We start from the raw sequence: 21,385 nt of genomic DNA, 5'->3' as shown, positions 1-21,385 counted from the left end.
CTCGTGCTGGGCGGTGCCCGCAGCGGGAAGAGCTCGTTCGCGGAGGAGATCTCGCGCGGGATGGGCGGCGACGACGTGCTCTACGTGGCGACCGCCGTCGTCTCCGGCGGGGACGAGGAGCTCGCGCGGCGCGTGGGGGCCCACAGGGAACGGCGCCCCGCGGGCTGGGGCCTGCTGGAGCTCTCGGGCGGGGGGCTCGGGCCGGTGCTCGACGCGGCGCGCGGGCGGGGCGCGGTCCTCTTCGACTCGCTGACGCTCTGGGTCTCCGCCCGGATGTGCGCCCCGGAGGACGGGGGCACGCTGGAGGAGCTCGACCGCTTCCTCGCGGGTGCCGCGGCCATCGCGAAGCCCGTGGTGCTCGTGAGCGACGAGGTCGGGCTCGGGCTGGTGCCGGAGAGCGCCGAGGGGCGCCGCTTCCGCGACCTGCTGGGTCTGGTCAACCAGCGCGCGGCGGCGGCGGCCGACGAGGTGTACCTGTGCGTCGCCGGCGTGCCGCTGAGGATCAAGTAACGGTGCGCGCCCTCTTCTCCTTCTTCACCGTTCTGCCGCTCGGGCGCGGCGCGACGCTGGAGGAGGCCGCCCGGAGTTCCTACGGGCTGCCCCTCGTCGGGATCTCGACCGGCCTCCCCGGCGCCGCCCTGATCCTCCTCGGCGTCTTCCCGCCGGGCGTGGCCGCCTCCCTCGCGCTCGTCGCGGCGCTCCTCGCCGCGGGCCTGCACCACACGGACGGCGTCCTCGACGTCGGCGACGCCCTCATGGTCCGCGGCACCCCCGCTCGCAGGCGCGAGGTCTTGAAGGACGCCCGCGTCGGCGTCGGCGGGCTGGGCGCGCTCTTCGCCGTCTACGCCCCGACCCTCGCCGCCCTCTCCTCCCTCGCAGAAGAGTCCCCCTACCTCGCGGCGCTCTCCCTCCTCGCCGCCGAGGTCGGCGCCCGCTCGGCGATGCTCCTCGTGCTCGCCTTCGGGCGGCCCGCCTCCGGGGGCTCCTCCTCGGCGTACTTCGTCCGCGCCCTGAAGGGGGGCCGCAGGGCCGTTGCCATCGCGATCTCCCTCGTCCTGCCCGCGTTCGTCGCGCTGCCCCTCGGCTGGGGGGCTCTCGCCGCCGCCCTCCTCGCCGCGCCCGCGGTCGCCCTCTCCGCGCTGCGCGTCTCCGGGCAGGCCTTCGGCGGCATAAGCGGCGACGTCAGCGGCGCCACGGGGGAGCTGGCGCGCGCCGTGCTGCTCGTCGCCCTCTCGGCCGTGGTTACAGCGGGGCCGGCGGCATAGAGAAGCGGCCGGCCCCGGAAGGGCCGGCCGCAGGGTACGAACGTGCCGATGGCTCTACGAAGAGAGGTCGTCGCCCGGCTGCATCACGTGGACGGAGACGCCCGGCGCGATCTGGGCGAGGTGCTGCTGGAACTCCTCGGGGGTGCCGGGGACGAACGGGAACGTGCCGTAGTGCATCGGGACGACGTGCTCGACGCCGAGGAGGCGGGCGGCGTGGGCGGCCTCGAACGGGCTCATGACCACCTGGTTGCCGATCGGCAGGAGGGCGATGTCCGGGTTGTAGAGCTCCCCGATGAGCGCCATGTCGCCGAAGAGGGCGGTGTCGCCCGCGTGGTAGAGCTTGAAGCCGCTCTCGAACTCCAGGACGTAGCCCTGCGGCTCGCCGGCGTAGATCGAGGAGCCGTCCTCCAGCTGGATCGAGGAGGAGTGGAAGGCGTGGGTGGCGGTCACCTTCACGCCGCCGACCTGGGCGGTGCCGCCCTTGTTCAGGGGCATCGCGTTCTCCACGCCCTGGCTCTGCAGGTACGAGAAGATCTCGAAGTTCGCCACCGCGGTCGCCCCGGTCTGCGTCGCGACCGGGACCGCGTCCGCGAAGTGGTCGAAGTGGCCGTGGGTGACGAGCATCGTGTCGAGCTCGCCGATCTCCTTCAGATGGTCCGGCGTCTGCGGGTTGTCCGTCAGGAAGGGGTCTATGAGGATCTGCTCGTCGCCCGCCGTAACGACCCTGAAGGTCGCGTGACCCATGTAGGTGATCCTGGTCCCACCCAGAAGATGTTCCACGGTCTCTGCCTCCGTCTTTAGCTTCCTATGCCTGCGAAAACAAGATTAACGTATACCCCGAGCGCATGCCGGAGAACCGCGGGCGCAGGGCCCCGGTTAAAGCTCGTATCTGCTCGTGCCGATAACTATCCGTACCCGGGTCGGAGACGCCGCGTGGGCGGTCCGCTCGGGCCTAGATTTTCCGGACAGGAAGGCGCAAGCGATGCATCACGCAGAGATCGCGGCTAGTTGGGACTGGCGTCTCGTGGCGCTCTCGTACGTGATCGCGGTGATCGCCTCGTATACGGCCCTGGACCTGGCCGGCAGGGTCACGGCCTCCAGGGGCGCGGCCCGGACGCTGTGGCTCGCGGCGGGCGCGTTCGCGATGGGGACGGGCATCTGGTCGATGCACTTCACGGGGATGCTCGCCTTCGACATGGGCGCGCCGGTGTCGTACGGGCTGCCGAGGACGCTGCTCTCCGTCGCCATAGCCGTCGGCGCCTCCGGGCTCGCGCTCTTCGTGGTCGGGCGCGGCGCGGTGGGGCCTCGCTCGTTGCTCATGGCCGGCCCGATCATGGGCCTGGGGATCGCTTCCATGCACTACACGGGAATGAGCGCGATGCGGATGGGGATGAGCATAAGCTACGATCCCGTCCTCTTCGGGATCTCGGTCCTTATCGCCGTGCTCGCCTCCATGGCCGCCCTCTACCTCGCCTTCCGCCTCAACCGGCGCGGCACCCCGCACGCGGGGCTCCTCATGGGCGGCAGCGCCCTGGTGATGGGGGCCGCCATCGCCGGGATGCACTACACGGGGATGGCGGCGGCCGAGTTCGACCCCTCGGGCGGCGCGGCGGCCCCTTCATCCGCCCTCGACGCGCCGGTCCTGGGCTTCGGCGTCGGCGTCCTGACGCTCGTGATCCTGGGCCTCGCCCTTCTCGGCGCCATCGTGGACCGGAGGTTCTCTTCCAAGGCGGAGGAGCTCGCGGAGAGCGAGGTCGCGCTGCGTGAGAGCGAGGAGCGCTTCCGCGCCCTCTCGGACGCGACGCTGGAGGGCATCGCCATCACCGAGGGGGGGCGAATCTTGGAGGTCAACCGCGCCTTCGCCCGGCTCTTCGGCTACGACGACGTCTCGGAGCTTGTCGGCAGGGACGTACTCGACTACGTGTCGCCCTCCTCGCGCGAGCTCGTCGAGGAGCGCCGCGCCAGCGGCTACGCGCGGTCTTACGAGGCCACGGGGTTGCGCGGGGACGGCACAACCTTCCCCATCGAGATCCACGGCAAGTTGTCCTCCTACAAGGGCCGCGAGGTCCGCGTCACGGCCGTGCGCGACGTTTCGGAGCGCAAGGAGGCCGAGAAGGCGCTGCGCGAGAGCGAGGCCCGGCACCGCGCCGTCGTGGACACCGCCTCCGACGCCATCATCACGATGACGAAGGACGGGACCGTGCGCTCGTTCAACCCCGGCGCGGAGCGCATCTTCGGCTACGGGACCGGGGAGATGGTCGGCAGGCCCCTGAGCGTCCTGATGCCCGAGCGCTTGCGCGGCGCCCACGAGACCGGCTTCCGGCGCTACCTCGGCGGGGGGGAGGCGCGCGTGGTGGGGAAGGGCCCCGTCGAGCTCGCGGGCCTCCGCAAGGATGGGGAGGAGTTCCCGCTGGAGCTCTCCCTGGGCGAGATGCGCGAGGAGGGCGACATCCTGTTCACCGGCATCATCCGCGACGTCACCGGACGCAAAAAGGCCGAAGCGGCGATGCAGGAGGCCGCCGAGGCCGCCGAGGCCGCGAGCCGCGCCAAGTCCGACTTTTTGGCGAACATGTCCCACGAGATCCGCACCCCCATGAACGGCGTCATCGGCATGACCGAGCTGCTCCTCGGCACCCCCCTCGACCCCGAGCAGCGCGACTACGCGGAGACCGTGCGCTCCTCCGGCGAGCACCTCCTCTCCGTCATAAACGACATCCTCGATTTCTCCAAGATAGAGGCCGGGAAGGTGCGCCTCGAGGAGATAAGCTTCGACCTGCGCGCGACGGTCGAGGAGGTCGCCCGCCTGCTCGCCGGTCGCGCGGAGGACAAGGGGCTGGAGCTTATAAACTTCGTCGAGTACGACGTCCCCGCCGCCGTGAAGGGCGACCCGTTCCGCCTGAGGCAGGTGCTGACGAACCTGATCGGCAACGCCATCAAGTTCACCGAGAGGGGCGAGGTGGTCCTGCGCACCGCCCTCGTCGAGGAGGCGGGCGGCGAGGCGACCGTCCGGTTCGAGGTCCTGGACACCGGCATCGGCATAGAGGCCGCCGAGCTCGAGCGCCTCTTCGAGTCCTTCTCCCAGGCCGACGCCTCGACGACGCGCCGCTACGGCGGCACCGGCCTCGGGCTCGCCATCTCCAAGCAGCTCGTGGAGCTCATGGGCGGCGAGATCGGGGTGGAGAGCGTCCCCGGGCAGGGGAGCACGTTCCATTTCACGGCGCGCCTGGAGGAGCGGCCCGAGGCCGAGGGTGGTGCCGAGCCCGGGGGGGAGCTCCGCGGCCTGCGCATCCTGATCGTGGACGACAACGCGACCAACCGGAAGATCCTCCGCAAGCAGGTCGCCCCGTGGGGGATGGTCTCCGACGCGGTCGAGAGCGGCTGGCGCGCGATGGAGTACCTCCGCGCCGCCGCCGGCGCCGGCGAGCCTTACGACCTCGCGATCCTGGACATGCAGATGCCGAACAAGGACGGCCTCCAGCTCGCCCGCAGCATCAAGGCGGACCCGCTCCTCCGGGACGTGCGCCTCGTGATGCTGACCTCCATGGGCCAGCGCGGGGAGGGCGAGGAGGCGCGCAGGGCCGGCATCGCCGCCTACCTCACGAAGCCCGTCCGGCAGGTCGAGCTCCGCGACGCCCTAGCCACCGTCGCCGCCTCCCGTTCGACGGCTCAGGCCACGACGCCCCCGGACGACGCGGGGGAGGATGCGCTCGTCACCCGTCACGGCCTCGCCGAGAAGCGCGCCGGGGCCCGGCCGCACCTCCTCGTCGCCGAGGACAACCCCGTAAACCAGAAGGTCGCGCTGAGGACCCTGGAGAGGCTCGGCTACCGCATCGACGTCGTCGAGAACGGCCTCGAGGCCCTGGAGGCGCTCGCGCGCGTGCCGTACGCGGCGGTGCTGATGGATGTGCAGATGCCCGGGATGGGCGGCTACGAGGCGACGCGCGAGATCCGCCGCCGCGAAGGCTCGGAGCGCCACACCCCGATCATCGCCATGACCGCCAACGCCATGAGCGGCGACCGCGAGGCCGCACTCGCCTCGGGGATGGACGACTACATCGCGAAGCCTGTCAAGGCCGAAGCCCTGGAGGGGATGCTGCAGAACTGGGTGGCGCGCGAGGCGCCGCGGCCCCCGAGGGACCTGACGGAGGAAGGGGCGGAGGCCTTCCCCTCCGTCGACTGGGAGGTGCTGGACGGCCTGCGCGGCATCCGCGGGGAAGGTGAGCCGGACCTCCTCGTCGAGCTCTTCGAGATATTCGAAGAGGACACCCCCGCTCGCATCGCGGCGCTGCGCGAGGCTCACGAGCGCGGCGACGCCGAAGGGCTCCGGCTCGCGGCGCACGGCCTGAAGGGCGGCTCCGGGAGCTTCGGCGCGCGCCGGATGGCCCGCATCGCCGAGGGCGTAGAGGCCCTGGGCCGGTCGGGCGACCTGGACGGCGCGGCCGAGCGCATCGCCGAGCTGGAGGACGAGTTCTGGCGCGTCTGCGCCGAGCTCGCCGCCTCCCTGACCGGCGCCGTCGACGGCGGCCGCTAGCCGCGCCGGCCGAGCGGGTTCTCGCCCGGGCTCGCGGTCGCGCGGGCCGCACCACGGCTTCGACGGGGCCCACTCTGTTATCTTAGGGCGGTCGGCGAGCGGGTCGCGGGTGTAGGGAGGTAGTTTGAAGTTCGCTGCTCTGGCGGTGCTGGTGGGGATAGCGGTGGCGTTTCAGGCCACGCTCACCTCCGTCTCGCAGCGCACGATCGGGCCGACCGCCCTCGTCGCCATCTCGGGGCTGACGACGGCGATCGCCGCGGCCGGCGTCTACCCGTTCCTCGCCCGGCCGGAGTTCACGGCGCGCGCCGTGGGCTTCGCCGCCGCTTCCGGGGTGCTGGGCGCGTTCATCCTCGGGGGCATCGCCTACTCCGCGGGACAGACCGGCGTCGCCCGCACGCTCTCCCTCGTCATCGCCTCGCAGCTTATAGTCAGCCTCGTCCTCGACAGCATCGGCGTGTTCGGGGCCGACGGGCAGGACTTCAGCCCCCTCACCGTCCTCGGGGTCGCCCTGATCCTCGTCGGCGGCGTCCTGGTGGTGCGGTATTAGCGCCCGGCCGACCCCGCGGCGCGGGCATCGAACGGGAGCGGGCTTCGTGGCGGCGATGAGCCCCGTCGGCCGGAGGCTGCTACGGGGCGATCGGGAGGCCGAGGGCTAGGCGTGTCTTATCTACCCATCGAGGACCACGGGATCATCGGGGACCTGCACACGGCGGCGCTCGTGGGGATGGACGGGACGATCGACTGGCTCTGCCTGCCGTCGTTCGACGGGCCGAGCGTCTTCGCCTCCATCCTAGACGACGAGAAGGGCGGGCACTTCAAGCTCGCGCCCGCCGGGGACCCCGGGCGGAGCCAGCAGCTCTACCTCCCGGACACGAACATCCTCCTGACGCGCTTCCTCTCGGCCGAAGGCGTGGCGGAGACCCTGGATTTCATGCCGCTCCCCGAAGGCCAGAACGACCGGCACCGGCTCGTCCGCAACGTCCGGGTAGTCCGCGGCAAACTCCCCTTCGAGATGGAGTGCCGCCCCGCCTTCGACTACGCCCGCCAGGGGCACACGGTCTCGGTCGTCAAGACTGGCGCCGTCTTCCGCGGGCCGACCGCGCTCGGCCTGCGCTCGGACGTGCCGCTCGCGGAGGGCCCGGGGGGGTCGGTGCGGGCCGGTTTCACGCTGGAGGCGGGGGAGAGCTGCACCTTCGTCCTCGCGAACCTGGCGGACGGGGAGGGGCCCGAGGACGTGGACGGCGGGCGTCCGTTCGAGGAGTACCTCGAGGGGACGATGCAGTACTGGCGGCGTTGGATCTCCGGCTGCACCTACGACGGCCGGTGGCGCGAGGACGTGTACCGCTCCGCCCTCGCCCTCAAGATCATGGTCTACCATCCCACCGGCGCGCTCGTCGCCGCCCCGACCATGGGGCTACCCGAGTGGGTCGGCGGAGAGCGCAACTGGGATTATCGCTACACCTGGCTCAGGGACGCGGCCTTCGCCCTCTACGCCCTCATCTCCGTCGGCTTCGAGAGCGAGGCCAAAAACTTCATGGGCTGGCTGCGCGAGCGTTGCCACCGCGACACCGACGGCCTCCTCCAGCCGCTCTACGGGATCGACGGCCGCACGGAGATAGAAGAGAGCGTCCTGAATCACCTCTCCGGCTACAAGGGCTCCAGCCCGGTGAGGCTCGGCAACGCCGCCTACGGACAAACCCAGCTCGACCTCTACGGGGCCGTCCTCGACGCGGCCTACCTGTACAACAAGTGGGGGGCCCCGCTCGACTACGACCTGTGGCAGAACCTCAGAAAGATCCTCGACTGGCTCGCCGACAACTGGCAGAGGCCCGACGAGGGGATCTGGGAGGTCAGGGGCGGCTCCAACCAGTTCGTCTCCTCCAAGCTCATGGCGTGGGTCGCGCTGGAGAGGGCCGGCAGGATCTCGCACCAGCGCGGCCTCCCCGCCGGGGACGGCCGGTGGACGAGGGAGCGCGACAGGATCTACGAGGAGATCATGGAGAAGGGCTGGAACCCGAAGAAGGGCGCCTTCACCCAGACCTACGGCGGCGACGCCCTCGACGCCTCCCTGCTCCTCATGCCGCTCGTGAAGTTCGTCGGCCCCACGGACCCGCGCTGGATCTCCACCCTGGACCACATCCAGAGGGAGCTCGCCCGCGACACCCTCGTCGACCGCTACAACGTCAGCGAGGCCTCCCCGACGGCCTGGGCTCGACCTCCCCGAGGGAGCTTCAGCATGTGCTCGTTCTGGCTGGTCGAGTGCCTGACCAAGGCCGGCCGCCTCGACGAGGCCCGCCTCGCCCTCGAGAAGATGTTCTCCTACGCCAACCACCTCGGCCTCTACGCCGAGGAGATCGGCCCGTCCGGCGAGGCCCTCGGCAACTTCCCCCAGGCCTTCACCCACCTCTCCCTCATCAGCGCCGCCGTCCACCTCGACCGCGCCCTCGGCAGCCGCTAGAGGACGCCCCGTAAAGATGGGAGAGAAGCTCTACGAGGCCGTCCCGAACTTCAGCGAGGGCCGCGACGAGGCGAAGATCCGGCGCATCGCCGACGCCGTGCGCTCCGTCAGGGGCGTCGCCGTCCTAGACCTCCACTCCGACGGGGACCACAACCGCAGCGTTCTGACCTTCGTGGGGGAGGAGGGGCCGCTCCTCGAAGCCTCCTCCGCCCTCGCGCGCGCGTGCCTGCGGGAGATAGACCTCTCAGCCCACAGCGGCGTCCACCCCAGGATGGGCGCCCTCGACGTGCTGCCGTTCGTCCCGCTCGCCGGCGCGACGATGGCCGCCGCCGCCGATCTCGCCAGAAGGGTCGGGGAGGCTCTCGGGGCGTTGGGCCTCCCCGTCTACCTCTATGGCGAGGCCGCGTCGGCCCCGCACCGGCGCAACCTCGCCGACGTGCGCAGGGGCGGATACGAGGGCCTCTCCGCGCGCTCGGGGAGCCCGGAGTGGAGGCCGGACTACGGCCCCGGCGTGCTCCCGCCGCGCTCGGGGCGGTCGCGGTGGGGGCACGGCCCTTCCTCGTCGCCTTCAACGCCTACCTGGACACGAGCGCCGTCGAGGTAGCGCGCGCCGTCGCCGCGGAGGTTCGGGAGCGGAGCGGCGGCCTGCCGGGCGTGAAGGCGCTCGGGCTGGAGGTGGGGGGGAGGGCTCAGGTCTCGATGAACCTGACGGACCTCGAAGAGACCTCCGTCGCCACCGCCCTCGACGCCGTGCGCCGTTCCGCGGGGAGGCACGGCGCCCGCGTCGAGGAGACGGAGCTCGTCGGGCTCCTGCCCCTGGAGGCCGCGCTGGAGGCCGCCCGCCGCCACCTCGACCTGCCGGACCTGCGCGCGGGGCAGGTGATCGAGGCGGCGTTCTGGGAGGCCGGCGGGGGCGCCGGAGGCTAGTAACCGTTTCACGGGCACTCGATGGGGGAACAGCCCTCTCGCTGTCCGGTTCGCGGAGGGAGGTACTTTGGGGCGTCTGGCCCGTCTGATCGAGGGTTTCGGGAAGCTGCGCGTCATGGTCGTCGGGGACCTCGGCCTCGACCACTACCTCGTGGGGGACGCGGGCAGGATCTCCCGCGAGTACCCGGTCATGATCCTGAACCACGAGCGGGACGAGTTCCGGCTCGGGGGAGCCGCGAACACGGTAGCGAACCTCGTCTCCCTGGGCGCCGAGGTCGTCCCGGCGGGCTGGATCGGGGACGACGCGAACGGCGACGAGCTCCTGAAGATCCTCGCCCGAATGGGCTGCCCCACGGGGGCCGTCGTCCGGGACGGCGGAACCCGAACCGTCACCAAGACGCGCATCGTCGCCGGGGGCACGCACGGCGGCGGCCTCGGCCAGCACCTCCTCCGGGTCGACCAGCTCGGCTCCGGCGCCCCCGAGCCCGCCGCCGAGGGCGAGCTCATCCGCCGCGTCGAGGAGCTCGCCGGGGACGTGGACGGCTTCGTCCTCTCGGACTACGGCCACGGCACCCTCACGGCGGACGTATCCGGGGTGGTCGTGGATCTCGCCGACGGCCGCTACGTCGGCCTCGACTCCCGCCACCGCCTGCTCGACTTCCCGGGCGTCACCGCCGCAACCCCGAACCTCGAGGAGACCGCCGAGGCCGCGGGCATGAACGTCGCCGGCGAGGCCGGCGTCGAGAAGGCCGGGGCGGTGCTCCGCGCGAAGCTCGGCGCCGAGGCCCTCCTCGTCACGCGCGGCGGTGAGGGCATGAGCCTCTTCGAGCCCGGAGCCGATCCCGTCCATCTTCCCGTCGCCAACAAGAGCGAGGTCTTCGACGTCACCGGCGCGGGCGACACGGTCGTCGCCGCCTTCACCCTCGCCCGGCTCGCCGGAGGGGGCTACGCGGAGGCGGCAAGCCTCGCGAACGTCGCGGGCGGCCTGAGCGTCCGCCACGCCGGGGCGACCCCGGTCGGTCTTCGGGAGCTCCTCGGGGCGTTGCCCGACGAGACGCCGTAGAGGGTCGCCCCACGACCGACGGTACCTCTCCCGATCCCGTTACACACTTCGGGCCATCCTTGCGCCTATCGCGCGTTTTCGGCGCCACGCGCACATCCTTTGCGGCCGTGCGCGGGTAACGTATGTTGCGCTGACGTCGTCCCCTTCGCGCGGGTTCGACCGTCGGGACCAACGGCCACGACAGGCGCAAAGAAGAGGAGTTCGATTGGAACGGCACGTCCCAAGCACGCGCGGGGTGGGCCTCGAGGTCTACGAGGCATTCGGGCGTCTCGCCCCCCAACGCGCGGAGTACGCGAGCCTCCCCATCCGGGATGGCTTCGACTGGGAGGGGTGCGCCGCCGGGCTGGACGCGGTCGATCTCTACCTCGTGGTCTTTCGTTCCGTGCGCCGCGCGGCGGCGGACGATCGGCTCCTCAAGGAGTACGACGACCGCGCCTACGACGAGGCCCTGGCTTCCGGCGGCGTGCTCCGCTACTTCAGGGGCCGGGTGAACGAGCGCCGCGAGTGCCTGTCGTTCTGCCTCTGGGAGAGCAGGCGGCACGCGGTGACGGCGGCCGGCAAGCCCGCCCACGGGGAGGCCGCCCGCATCTCGGAGGAGATGTACGAGTCTTACGACCTCGAGCGTTACCTCGTCAGGAAGCCCCGGAGGGACGCGGGGCTCGGCATCGAGCAGGTCCCGTAGCGGCACGGGCCTCCACCGTCCCTGGCGGCGGGCGAAGCGCTGTATGATTGCCCCGTAGCCCGCAGCGGGAGAGACCGAGGAGGCGCGATGCAGGGGCGACGGGAGATCAAGGCCGCCGCGATACAGATGTCTTCGACGCCGGCGAAGGCGGAGAACTTCGGGGTGGCGGAGGACCTCATCCGCGAGGCGGTCGCCGCAGGCGCCGACCTCGTGGCGCTGCCGGAGCTGTGGAGCTGCCACGGCCTCGAGGAGGCCTACCGGGAGAACACCGAGCCCGTACCCGGCCCGACGACGGCGTTTCTCGGACGTCTCGCGCGCGAGCTGAAGGTCTACGTGCTCGGCGGCTCTATTCTGGAGGGAGAGCCGGGCTCGGAGCGCCGCTACAACACCTCCACCTTCTTCGACCCCTCGGGGGAGCTCGTGGCCCGCTACCGCAAGATCCACCTCTTCGACGTCAAGGCGCCGGACCGCGACTACCTGGAATCCCGGACCGTCGCGCCGGGGGACGAGATCGTCGCCGCCAAGGCCGGCCCCGCGACGCTCGGCCTCTCCGTCTGCTACGACCTGCGCTTCCCCGAGCTCTACCGCCTCCTCGCGCTCCGGGGCGCCGAGATCCTCGCCGTGCCGGCCGCCTTCACCCTGGCAACGGGCAAGGACCACTGGGAGCTCCTGCTCCGTGCCCGCGCCGTCGAGAACCAGGCCTACGTCGTCGCCCCGGCCCAGTGGGGGCAGAAGGCCGACGGGCGCCGGACGTACGGCCGCAGCATGATCGTGGACCCCTGGGGGACGGTCCTCGCCCAGTGCCCCGACCGCGACGGCTTCGCCCTCGCGACCCTCGACCTGGACTACCTCGACCGCTTCCGCGCCGACTTTCCGGCGCTCGCCAACCGCCGTCCGGAGGCGTACGACTGGTAGGAGCCGCTACCCCGCGGCGCCGTCGATCCTCCGAACGGACTGCACGGCCAGGATCTCGTACTTGCCCGACGGCTCCGCCCCGACGACCTCGCCCGTGATCTCGACGAGGGCGGCCTCGTGGGGGGCGAGCTCCTCCGAATCGCCCTGCAGCAGGTAGAGCACCTCGTAGCCCTCCTCCCCGGCGAGAAGGTATTCGGCATCCGCTGCGAAGGCGTACGTGCCGGCGTTCGCGTCTTCGATCCTCCCGCGGGCCACAAGCGCCATGAGATCCATCCTCTCCTCGTCCATCGTCCCTGCCGGGGACGCCGCGCCGGTCGGGCGCGACCCCTTGCGGCAACCGTACCGTTATCCCGCGTACCCAATCCACAACGACCCTACGCCGGGGACCGCACCAACCCGGGAGCCCACCACGGAGAACCGAAAGGCTCCGCAGCACCCGAGCTAGCCGCATGCCCGCTCGATCGTAGCCGCCTTCGACCCGACGAGGAGAGCCACGACGGAGGTGCCCGAATCAGGGGCTGCAACCCGTGCTCGGCGACCTCCGCTGCGGTCGGGTAAGCGCTGTAGGGCAGGTGAAGCGGCCCGCCGCCGGCCGCCTCTCCGGGACGCCCGACGCGCTCCGTGCTCTGATCCATCATCTCTCTCCTCTCGTCGGATGGACTCTTCTCAACCCGACGGTAGCGCCGAAGAGCAGGGGGCGAATCGGCCGAAGGACCGCTCCTCTCCTGGGACTTTGGGCAGACGAAGCGCGCAGACGATGGTGCAACCTCCCCGGACGCCTGCGCGGAACAGGGGCCGAGAGTTCCCCGCCGTCACCGGAAGACGAGCCCCGAAGGGCCAACCCCTACAACACCGCCCCTGCGACGGCGAGGACGGCGACGGAGGCGGCCACCGGCAGGAGGGCCGCGCGTACGATCTCCCCCTCCCGCCCCAGCAGCCCGACGGCGGTGGCGGCGAGCACGACGCGCTGCGGCGCCAGCATGCTCGCGTGGCTCCCGGAGACGTTCTGTACGGCCGCGACGAGCCCCTCCGAGACCCCGAGGCCCCGTGCCGCCTCGACCTGCAGGGGCATGAACAGCGCGTTGGAGGCCGCGTTCGACCCCGTGAGCGCCCCCCCGAGCGCCCCGACGACGGGCGCCGCCACGCCGTAGAAGGGCCCGAAGACCGTCGCCGCCGCGGCGAGCATCGCGGCGGCCCCGCTCGCCGCCACCACCCCGCCGGCCAGCACGAACGTCACCACCGCCCCCGCGGTCGGCAGCCACTGCCACAGGGTCCCCGACGCCGCCGAGCGCAGCGCCCCTCCGCCCAGCCCGAACAACGCCGCCCCGAACCCCGCCGCGAGAAAGAGCGCGGGCCCCGGTCCCGAGAACGCGGGCCCGAGGGAGCCGAGCCACCCCGCGATCGGCCCGGGACCGTTCGCGAGGACTAGCAGCAGGAGCAGGAACGCGTACGGCAGCGCCGCCCGAATCGGCGGCCCCGAGCCCCGCAGCCTCCCGCGCCTGAGGATCAGGAAAGCCCCCGTGGCCGCGAGCCCCCCGACGGCGCCCGCGAGCTCCGGCACGACGAAGAGGCTCGTCAACAGCGTCGCCGTCCCCGCCACGAGCCCGAGCAGCACCGCCTCCCCTCCGCGCTTGCGCACCCCCGCCCACCCGCCCGCGAGCGCCACGGCGGCGACGGCGTAGACGGGGAAGAGGGGCAGGCTCAGGAGGGCGCTCCCGTCCGAGAGCTCCCCGAAGGTGGTCCCCGACAGGTCCGCCCCGATCACGGTCCCTATCCCCAGCGCGCCCCAGGGAACCGCGCACTGACCCCAGCTCGACAGCACCGCCGCCTTGAGCGGCGAGAAGCCGGCCGCCAGCAGGATCGGGGCGCTGATGACCACCGCCACACCGAACCCCGTGACCGACTCGAAGAACGGCGCCGCCCCGATCACCACCACGAGCGCCAGCCCCTCCCGCTCGGGCTCCAGCTTCCCCAGATACCCCGAGACCGCCGCGACCGCCCCGCCCCTCTCCAGGATGTTGTACAGAAACAGCCCGCCGAGCAACACGTACAACACCCGCCCCGACGTCCCCGCCCCGGCCACGAAAGCCCCGGAAGCCCCGAAGCCTCCAACCCGGGCCACAACAGCGCCCCGCAACCGCCGCCGCGAGCGCGGCCACCCCCGCCCGCACCGCGGGCCACCGCAACACGAGCAGGGCCACCCCCGCCACCACGAACGGCGCCGCCGAGATCCCGTAACCCAGTACATCTACCATGGTAGACTATCTTCTACCAAATGAGCGAGTCCGGCACAACAGGGGCATCTTCCACGGTGGAGGCCGTCTCCTCGGGGAGGCTCGGGCCAGGGTCAAGAGCCTGCGCCGGAGGCAGGGGCTGACGCTGGAGGAGCTGGCCGGCAGTTCCGGGGTGAGCCGGGCCATGCTCTCGAAGGTCGAGCGGGGCGAGAAGAACCCCACGCTCGTCGTCGCGGCGAAGGTGGCGGAGGGGCTCGGGGTCGGTCTCTCGGAGCTTCTGGGGACGGAGGAGCGGCGGGAGGTCGTCGTGGTGGCGCGCGAGCGCCGCCAGATCATGCGCGACCCCGAGACCGGCTTCGAGCGGCAGCTGCTCTCGCCGCCCTTCGCAGGGCGCGGGGTGGAGTTCGTGCGCAACGTCGTGCCGGAGGGTGCGACCTCCGGGCGCTTCCCGCCTCACCGGCGCGGGGTCGAGGAGTACGTCGTGGTCGAGAAGGGGCGTCTACTGGCGGTGCTCGGGGGCGAGGAGCGCGTCCTCGAAGAAGGGGACGCCCTCTACTTCGAGGCCGACGTGCCTCACCGCTTCGACAACGCGGGCGAGGGCGAGTGCAGCTACTACCTCGTGATCGTCTCGAAGGGGACTTGATCTCCTACAGCCGCGTGCTACAGCCCGAAGGCCCCCGTCGCGAGCTGCGAGAGCACCCGATCGCGGAGGGTCGAGACGTCGGCCGGGATCCCCCCGAGGGGGCGCAGGAGGTCGGTGGCGCCCTGGGGGGCCTTCGCGCCGGCGGGGACGACGAGGTGGGAGCCGTCTTCGAGCTCCAGGAGGCGTTTCCTGCCGCCGCGCTTGCCGCGCTTGGAGCGGTCCTCGCCGTTCACCTCGACGATGTCTAGCGAGTAGTCGATCATCGGGGCCGCGGCGATCTCGCCGCCCACCCCGTAGGCGTCGCAGATGGGGTTGAGGTGCAGGATGTCGTCGACGCCGATGCCGCCGGAGGCGAAGATCTTGACGTGCGAGAAGCCGTTGCGGTCGAGCTCCCAGCGGGCCTCCTGCATGAGATCGCGGAAGTCCCCGCGGCGGTTGCCGGGGGTGTCGAAGCGGACGGCGTAGATGGAGTCGGGGATCGCGCGGGCCGCGATCAGCGCCCCGAACTTCTCGTCGTCGAAGGTGTCTATGAGGATGGTGCGCGGGACGTCCTCGGGGACGGCCTCGTCGAAGGCGCGGGCCGCCTCCTCCGTCGAGCCTATGATGAGGACGAGGGCGTGGGGGAGGGTGCCGCTCGCGGGGATGTTCAGGCGGTCGGCGGCGAGCTCGACCGCGACCCCGTCGCAGCCGCCGAGGTAGGCGCTTCGCTCGATCATGGGCGTTATCGACGGGTGCATCCTGCGCGCCCCGAAGGAGACGACCGGCTTCTCGCCCGCCGCGAGCCTGCAACGGGCCGCCCCCGTCGCCACCCCCGAGGCCTGGCAGAGGAAGCCCAGGATGGCGGTCTCGTGCTCGGCGAAGGCGCCGTAGGGGCCCGAAAGGGTCAGGATGGGGTCGTAGGGGCGGCAGACCGTCCCCTCCGGCACCGCCTCGACCTCGACGTCCACGTCCGCGAGGAGGCTCGCGACCTCGTCCATCCCCGCGACGACAAACCAGGCGCTCTCGTCGGAGGTCTTGAGCGTGACCTCCATGTGGACCGGCGTGTTCTCCAGGCCGCGAGCCTTCAGGACCTCCATCGTGCGATGGAAGTACACGTCGGCGACCTTCGCGCCGCGTATCTCCTCCTCAGAGGCCGTATTGAACCGCCGTCCGTTCACGCCCGTTTCGCCCAACCCGCGACCCTTTCCCCTCGACGCCTGCCGGCACCATCATAGCCAAAGGAGGGCCCCACGGCGCGCCCGTCCGGGACGATGCCGGGAGGACGCATCCCGCCGCCCGAACCTCCCCCGCCGGCCCGCGACGGAGGGCTCGAAGAGGAGGATCGTCTACACACTTCGGCCCAACGTCCTCCTCGAGGGCGGATGTTTGTGTTGTCTATTACAGTTTGAGCCCGGGCCCGCGGGGAAGAGTGTGCGCAGACGACGCGGTCCTACCGGGCGCCTCTGGGCGAGCGGGGCCGCGGCCATTAGGAAGGGGAACGTGCATGGATGGAGCAGAGGGCCGCGCCCTCCCCGTGGATCTCGACCGGGAGTACTCGCGGCGCAACTTTCTGAAGACGGCGGCGTGGGCGACGGCCGCGATCTCCGCCGCCGGCATCGGCGGCTTCGGCGTCGCCAACCGCTACGCCGAAGCGCAGACGGCGCCGTACGTGACGTACCAGGGTCTCGGGGACGCCGCGATCCTGCAGTTCGCGTACCTTCTGGAGCAGCTCGAGGGCACCTTCTACGCCATCGGCGCGGACTCGGGGCTCTTCACGGGCAATGCCCTGGCGCAGATCGCCGAGTTGAGGGACCACGAGTTCGCCCACGCGGACGCCATCGCCTCGACGCTGGGGACGTTGGGCGCTGCGGTACCGGCCGTACCGGCGTTCACGTTCCCGACCGACGCGACCGCGAGCGCGGCCGCGTTCCTCGGCTACGCGGCGACGCTGGAGCCCGTGGGGATCGGGGCCTACCAGGGGGCGGCGCCGGCCCTCGTCAGCAAGGACATACTGGCCGCGGCGCTCTCCATACACGCGGCCGAGTGCCAGCACTGGGATGCGATCAAGATTCTCAACGGCGTCTCGCCTCCGAACAACGTGGCCCTCGAAGAGGCGCTGCCCCTGGGTACCGTGCAGGCCGCGGTCGCCCCGTTCGGGATCACGGGTTAAGGGAGGATAGACGATGCGCAGAGAAGCAGAGAAGCCCGAAGTGGGGGCCCTCGCCAGGCCCAGGACGCGGCGCGAGATCATGAAACTGGCGGCCCTGGGCCTCGGTGCGGCCGCGGGGACGAGCCTCTTCGCGAAGAAGGCCTCCGCCCAGACCACGGGGGTCGTCTCGGACCTCGACATCCTCAACTTCCTCCTCCCCAACGAGATCTTCGAATCTCAGGTCTTCTACCCCGCGGCGCTCGACGCCGGTATCCTCTCCGGTGCCGCGTACGACGTCGTCGCCCAGATACAGGAGATCGAGGTGGTACACGCCGCCGCCCTGGCCGATGCCATCGTCAGCCTGGGCGGAACCCCGGTGGAGGCCCCGGAGTTTATGGTCCCCGAGGCGGTCCTGGCGAGCCAGCAGGCCTTTTTGGAGGCCGCCCTCGTCCAGGAGCAGAAGGACGTGGGGGCCAACCTGGGCCTGGGTCCGATGATCCAGAGCCCCGACATCCTGGCCGCGGCCGGCGCGATCAACGGCGCCGAGGCCGAGAACGTCACCGCCATCAAGAACCTGCTCGGGGTAGTCCCGCCGGCGAACGAGCCGTTCCCCGCGGCCCTCACCCAGGACGAGGTCCTGGCGATCCTCGCCCCGTACATGGGGATGGGCTCGATGATGGAGACGGGCGGTCCCGCCCCGGCCGGCGGCGTCGGAGACAAGAGGTACTAGCCCGCCGGGAGAGAGCCGCCGCCACGCGGCGCGGACCGGGCCGTCCGACGACCGGGTCGGCGGCCCGGTCCGCTCTGACCGTCCGGTGTGCCGTACGCGCCGGTTGTTCGGGGGGCTCGACGGCCGCCAGGGCGTAACCGAGATAGAAGAAGGAGAGAACGTGGCAGATTACGAGCGGAGCATGGCGATCGAGGCCCCTCCCGAGGACGTGTTCGCCTGGCTGGCGGACGTCGACAACCTCCCCGGCTACCTGCCCCCGGTCACCGACGCCTCCATCGAGGGCCCCTCGGCCGAGGGGACGCCGGGACGGAAGGTGCGCATGACCCTCGAGTTCCCGAACGGCAGCTCCTTCGACGCCGAGGGCTACCTCGCCACCGACGAGCGCGAGCGCAGGATGGAGTGGGGCGCGGAGACCGAGCGCGACTACTCGGGCTGGCTCACTGTCGGCAACCACGGGGAGAGCGGCAGCGAGGTCGTGGTGCACCTCTCGTTCGGGGAGCGCTCCGTGGAAGGCGACATCCAGGAGGGCGCCCCGGAGGACCGCGACCCCGTGGAGGAGGCGATGGACGCTACGCTCGAGTCCATCCGGCGCCAGATCGAGGAGGGCTCGGGCAAGGTACAGCCCCCGCCGCCGCCTGAAGGCTCCCAGCCGCCCCAGAACTGAGGAGCGCCGGCGAGGAAGCAACGCCCGGACGGGGTGGTGCGCAAGCGCCGCCCCCGATCGCCGCCCGCAAGACATCCTACCCAAGGAACCCTGGCGAATCGGGCGAGGCCCGGTAAGGGCCAAGCGTTGGCCTTCGCTCTCATCGTTACCCGGTGACGACGCCCGAAAACGCTTGGCCGTACCCCGGGGATTCGGAGGGCTTCGGCGGCGACGCTTCCCCGCGTCCTATCGCCTGATCTCCACCAGGCCGTGTCGGACCGCGAAGACGAGGGCTTGCAGGCGAGATTGGACGTGGAGTTTGAGGAGGAGGCTCCTCAGGTGGGTGCGGACGGTTCCGACGCCGACGTAGAGCCGCTCGGCGATCTCCTGGTCGCTCAGGCCTTCGGCGAGGGACTGCAAGACCTCCCGTTCCCTGGAGGTGAGGCGTTCGATCGCGAGCTGGGCCTCGTGGTCCTCCTGGCGCTCGCGGCTCACGAGCCGGATGGCCTTCGTGATCTCCTGCAGGGAGAGGAGTTGCTCCCCGGCGTGCAGGCGGCGCAGCGACTCGACGACCTCCAGCGGGCTCGCGGATTTGTGCGCGGTGCCCATCGCCCCGGCCTCTATGGCCAGGGCGAGCTGGACCGGGTCGGAGTGGGCGCTCAGGACGAGCGTCGCGGTGCCCGGCCGGGCCTTGCGCAGGTCGCCGATCAGGTCCACCCCGGAGCCGTCGGGCAGGTTCAGGTCCACGAGCGCGACGTCGATCTCCAGATCCTCGCGCCCCAGGAGTGCGCGCGCCTCGGCCAGGGAGCCCGCCTCGGCGACCACCTCCAGGTCCGGTTCGCGCCCCAGCACGATCGCCAGGGGCAGGCGAAAGGAGGTGTGGTCGTCCACCAGCATGACCCGTATGGGCCCGGAGGCGGCTGCGCGCGGCGCGGCGCTCACCGTTCGGCCAGGGGCAGGTCGAACCCGAAGACCGACCCTTCTCCCTGCCGCGTCTCCACCGTCAGCTCCCCGCCGTGCGCCCGCACGATCCGCCGGGAGAGGTACAGGCCGAGGCCCGCCCCCGGGACCTGCTTGCCCTGCGCGTCGCGCCCCCGCCCGAACTTCTCGAAGATCAGGGGCAGGTCCTCGGCGTGGATGCCGGAGCCGTAGTCGGCGACCTCGATGCGGGCGCGCCCTCGCCCGTCGGCGCTCGCCCGCAGCTCTATCGGTCTGCCCTCCGGGGAGTACTTGGCGGCGTTGGAGAGGAGGTTGCGCAAGACCTGGCCCACCCGCTGCGGGTCGGCCATCACCCGTCCGCTCGTCTCGAAGCCGTCGCCCGAGACCACCCGCACCGGGTGGTCGCCCGGGAGGGAGTCCGCGTATGCCTTGGCGTCGATCAGCAGGACCTTCAGCGGCAGCGGCTCCGGCTCGACCTCGAAGTCGTCGCGCTCGACGGCGGCGGCGGTGCGCACGTCGGCGACGAGCGCGTTGAGGTTGGAGATCTCCTTCTCTATCGCCGCCGTCGCGTACTCGCGGATATCCGGGTTCTTCCCTTCGACCCCGAGCACCTCGTTCAGCCAGCGGATGGCGGTGATCGGGCGGTCCAGCTCGTGGGCGACCATGGCGCTGAAGTCCGCCCTCAGGGTGGCGAGCTCCGCCAGGTGCCGGGTCCGCTCCTGCTCGGTGGCCAGCAGCGCGCTGCGCTCCGCCGCGAGCGCGGTGCGCTCCGAGGCGATCCTCCTGAGCTCGACGATGCCGCCCACGGCGACAACGAGCGCGAACCCGAAGCGCAGGAGGTCCGAGGTCGAGAGCACCCCGAGGCCGTAGACCGTGGGCCACATGTACTCGTGCAGGATCGAGCCGGCGAGAAGGATCATCGCGAAGAGCACCCAGCTGCGCAAGAGCCCGCTACGGTTCAGGCGGAAGGTCCCCGCCACGGCCACCACCGCCAGCACGAGCGGGAGCGTCGAGAAGGCCCAGTGCCAGGGCGTGAGCCAGCCGAAGGACATGCCGAGCTGCACGATCTCCTCGTAGCCCTCGACGCGGGTCAGCGGCGGCATCCAGGTCTCCCCATCGAGCAGCTCGAAGACGAGCAGGTACGCGGCGATCGGCGCCAGGACGAGCGCGACCATCGCCACGCGCGCCGCCCGCTGCGGCAACCTCCGGGGGAGCAGCCCGACCGCGAAGAGCGCGCACGCGGCGGTGCGCGTGACCAGGCTCTCGTAGAGCGACTCGTTGAGCTCGGGGGGGTCGTCCTGGAGCAACGGCTCGACGTAACCGAAGGTCAGGTGCCCGAGGCCCAGGACCACCAGCCCGGCCGCCACCCAGCCCATGCGCCAGCCCTCCTTCTCCGCGAGGAACAGGACGAGCACCAGCGCCGCGAAGAGCCGGGTCAGCGCCGAAGCCGCCTCCTCGCTGCTCTGCAGCTTGTCCGGGATGTGCACGGCGAGACCGGCCCCTCCCGTGACGAAGTTGGCCGACGCCGAGACGACGATAAAGGCCACGAGCGCCGCGACCATGAGGGCGACCCGATGCTCCCGGAGCGCGCTGGAACGCGCGGGGAACACCGCCGTCCCCCCGCCCTCGCGGCCCCGCACCTCCGGTCGCGCGAGGCCCACGGCCGCGCGTCCCGCGGATGGGGCGAAGATGTCCGACCACCGTCTCACCAGGACCCGAATGATAGCGTAATCACGAGGGGGCTCGGCCGGTGCGCGCCCGCTAGCCGGCCCGCGCGGCCGCCGCGCGGTCGTCGATTACGGAGAGGAGGTCTAGCAGGTCCACCTCCTCCATCTCGAAGTACTGGCCGTCGATGCTGATCCGCGCCGCCGGGCTCTCGTAAGGGTGGAACTCGAACCAGGCCGGCCTACCGGGGACGGGCCTCAGCGTCCTGGGCAGGCTGCAGATCACCAGCACCGGGTTCAAGCACAGTACCTCGAGCATGAGGTCGTCCGGTTCGACGACTTCGACCTCCAGGTTGGGCCGGAGGGCTTGTATGGCCCGGCCGACCGCATCCCTGTACGAGCGGGGCTCGATGGCTACGAGGACCCGCGGGCGCTCCTCTGCGGGACTGTTCTCCGCGTCTGTCTCTGCTGTTGCGATCATCGGCGTCCCTCTCTGACCCGGTCCCACCCGCCCGGAGCGCGAGCTACGCTGCGCTTGCTCCTGCGCCAGGCCGTCGCTGTCT

Annotated in this window: 21 protein-coding genes; 14 read left to right on the top strand and 7 right to left on the bottom strand. The window is 71.5% G+C overall.

The window, feature by feature from the left end; genetic code table 11:
* Positions 1 to 3 precede the first annotated feature (3 nt).
* Together GBA65_RS12010 and cobS are read left to right on the top strand one after the other, a co-directional pair.
* Positions 4 to 510 carry a bifunctional adenosylcobinamide kinase/adenosylcobinamide-phosphate guanylyltransferase gene (locus GBA65_RS12010; protein WP_207955716.1) on the top strand — a complete coding sequence of 169 codons (507 nt, stop codon included), beginning with the start codon at positions 4 to 6 and terminating at the stop codon, positions 508 to 510.
* A gap of 2 nt (positions 511 to 512) precedes the next feature.
* A complete protein-coding gene (gene cobS, locus GBA65_RS12005; RefSeq protein ID WP_166396755.1) occupies positions 513 to 1,265 on the top strand; it encodes an adenosylcobinamide-GDP ribazoletransferase in 753 nt (250 codons plus the stop codon).
* 54 nt (positions 1,266 to 1,319) lie between these two features.
* Here cobS and GBA65_RS12000 read toward each other — a convergent pair whose 3' ends face one another.
* A complete protein-coding gene (locus tag GBA65_RS12000; RefSeq protein WP_228281286.1) occupies positions 1,320 to 2,045 on the bottom strand; it encodes a metal-dependent hydrolase in 726 nt (241 codons plus the stop codon).
* Positions 2,046 to 2,247: 202 nt separating this feature from the next.
* Here GBA65_RS12000 and GBA65_RS11995 point away from each other — a divergent pair, with 202 nt between their 5' ends.
* The 8 genes from GBA65_RS11995 to GBA65_RS11960 all read left to right on the top strand — a co-directional run bounded on the left by GBA65_RS11995 (position 2,248) and on the right by GBA65_RS11960 (position 11,841).
* Entirely contained in the window at positions 2,248 to 5,796 is a 3,549-nt protein-coding gene (locus tag GBA65_RS11995) for a PAS domain S-box protein (RefSeq protein WP_166396754.1), read from the top strand.
* A gap of 124 nt (positions 5,797 to 5,920) precedes the next feature.
* Entirely contained in the window at positions 5,921 to 6,343 is a 423-nt protein-coding gene (locus tag GBA65_RS11990; RefSeq protein ID WP_166396753.1) for a DMT family transporter, read from the top strand.
* 111 nt (positions 6,344 to 6,454) lie between these two features.
* Entirely contained in the window at positions 6,455 to 8,254 is a 1,800-nt protein-coding gene (locus GBA65_RS11985) for a glycoside hydrolase family 15 protein (RefSeq protein WP_166396752.1), read from the top strand.
* Positions 8,255 to 8,270: 16 nt separating this feature from the next.
* Positions 8,271 to 8,858: a hypothetical protein gene (locus tag GBA65_RS11980; RefSeq protein ID WP_166396751.1), complete on the top strand. Its 588-nt coding sequence runs from the start codon at positions 8,271 to 8,273 to the stop codon at positions 8,856 to 8,858.
* On the top strand, positions 8,795 to 9,181 hold the full coding sequence (locus GBA65_RS11975; protein WP_166396750.1) for a hypothetical protein: 387 nt from the start codon (positions 8,795 to 8,797) through the stop codon (positions 9,179 to 9,181). The genes GBA65_RS11980 and GBA65_RS11975 overlap by 64 nt, the downstream gene beginning before the upstream one ends.
* 67 nt (positions 9,182 to 9,248) lie before the next feature.
* Complete coding sequence (locus tag GBA65_RS11970) at positions 9,249 to 10,244, top strand: bifunctional heptose 7-phosphate kinase/heptose 1-phosphate adenyltransferase (RefSeq protein ID WP_166396749.1); 996 nt, start codon at positions 9,249 to 9,251, stop codon at positions 10,242 to 10,244.
* 205 nt (positions 10,245 to 10,449) lie between these two features.
* Positions 10,450 to 10,926, top strand: coding sequence for a hypothetical protein (locus GBA65_RS11965; protein WP_166396748.1), 477 nt, complete (start codon positions 10,450 to 10,452; stop codon positions 10,924 to 10,926).
* Positions 10,927 to 11,013: 87 nt separating this feature from the next.
* The gene (locus GBA65_RS11960) at positions 11,014 to 11,841 is read left to right on the top strand and encodes a carbon-nitrogen hydrolase family protein (protein WP_166396747.1); all 828 of its coding nucleotides are present in this window, start codon (positions 11,014 to 11,016) and stop codon (positions 11,839 to 11,841) included.
* A 6-nt stretch (positions 11,842 to 11,847) separates the two neighbouring features.
* Here the strand turns inward: GBA65_RS11960 and GBA65_RS11955 are convergent, their stop codons facing one another.
* Together GBA65_RS11955 and GBA65_RS11950 are read right to left on the bottom strand one after the other, a co-directional pair.
* A complete protein-coding gene (locus tag GBA65_RS11955) occupies positions 11,848 to 12,114 on the bottom strand; it encodes a hypothetical protein (RefSeq protein ID WP_166396746.1) in 267 nt (88 codons plus the stop codon).
* A gap of 571 nt (positions 12,115 to 12,685) precedes the next feature.
* Entirely contained in the window at positions 12,686 to 13,963 is a 1,278-nt protein-coding gene (locus GBA65_RS11950; RefSeq protein WP_166396745.1) for an L-lactate permease, read from the bottom strand.
* 131 nt (positions 13,964 to 14,094) lie between these two features.
* Here GBA65_RS11950 and GBA65_RS11945 point away from each other — a divergent pair, with 131 nt between their 5' ends.
* Positions 14,095 to 14,718 carry a helix-turn-helix domain-containing protein gene (locus tag GBA65_RS11945; RefSeq protein WP_166396744.1) on the top strand — a complete coding sequence of 208 codons (624 nt, stop codon included), beginning with the start codon at positions 14,095 to 14,097 and terminating at the stop codon, positions 14,716 to 14,718.
* 17 nt (positions 14,719 to 14,735) lie between these two features.
* Here GBA65_RS11945 and GBA65_RS11940 read toward each other — a convergent pair whose 3' ends face one another.
* Positions 14,736 to 15,890: a nicotinate phosphoribosyltransferase gene (locus GBA65_RS11940; RefSeq protein WP_228281285.1), complete on the bottom strand. Its 1,155-nt coding sequence runs from the start codon at positions 15,888 to 15,890 to the stop codon at positions 14,736 to 14,738.
* Between the two features lie 311 nt (positions 15,891 to 16,201).
* Here GBA65_RS11940 and GBA65_RS11935 point away from each other — a divergent pair, with 311 nt between their 5' ends.
* The 3 genes from GBA65_RS11935 to GBA65_RS11925 all read left to right on the top strand — a co-directional run bounded on the left by GBA65_RS11935 (position 16,202) and on the right by GBA65_RS11925 (position 18,240).
* The gene (locus GBA65_RS11935; protein WP_166396743.1) at positions 16,202 to 16,867 is read left to right on the top strand and encodes a ferritin-like domain-containing protein; all 666 of its coding nucleotides are present in this window, start codon (positions 16,202 to 16,204) and stop codon (positions 16,865 to 16,867) included.
* Between the two features lie 13 nt (positions 16,868 to 16,880).
* On the top strand, positions 16,881 to 17,576 hold the full coding sequence (locus tag GBA65_RS11930) for a ferritin-like domain-containing protein (protein ID WP_166396742.1): 696 nt from the start codon (positions 16,881 to 16,883) through the stop codon (positions 17,574 to 17,576).
* A gap of 160 nt (positions 17,577 to 17,736) precedes the next feature.
* Complete coding sequence (locus GBA65_RS11925) at positions 17,737 to 18,240, top strand: SRPBCC family protein (protein ID WP_166396741.1); 504 nt, start codon at positions 17,737 to 17,739, stop codon at positions 18,238 to 18,240.
* 225 nt (positions 18,241 to 18,465) lie between these two features.
* Here GBA65_RS11925 and GBA65_RS11920 read toward each other — a convergent pair whose 3' ends face one another.
* The 3 genes from GBA65_RS11920 to GBA65_RS11910 form a co-directional block, all read right to left on the bottom strand.
* A complete protein-coding gene (locus GBA65_RS11920) occupies positions 18,466 to 19,161 on the bottom strand; it encodes a response regulator (RefSeq protein WP_228281284.1) in 696 nt (231 codons plus the stop codon).
* Positions 19,158 to 20,819 (bottom strand): sensor histidine kinase, encoded by a 1,662-nt coding sequence (locus GBA65_RS11915; RefSeq protein ID WP_166396740.1) that lies wholly within the window; start codon positions 20,817 to 20,819, stop codon positions 19,158 to 19,160. Before GBA65_RS11915 ends, GBA65_RS11920 begins: the two co-directional genes overlap by 4 nt.
* Before the next feature lie 100 nt (positions 20,820 to 20,919).
* Complete coding sequence (locus tag GBA65_RS11910) at positions 20,920 to 21,303, bottom strand: hypothetical protein (RefSeq protein ID WP_166396739.1); 384 nt, start codon at positions 21,301 to 21,303, stop codon at positions 20,920 to 20,922.
* Between the last annotated feature and the right edge of the window lie 82 nt (positions 21,304 to 21,385).

The organism is Rubrobacter marinus (assembly GCF_011492965.1).
GTDB classification, from domain to species: Bacteria; Actinomycetota; Rubrobacteria; order Rubrobacterales; family Rubrobacteraceae; genus Rubrobacter_F; species Rubrobacter_F marinus.
Note: the sequence above shows the minus strand (reverse complement) of the source record. Positions and strands in the feature narration are given on the sequence as shown.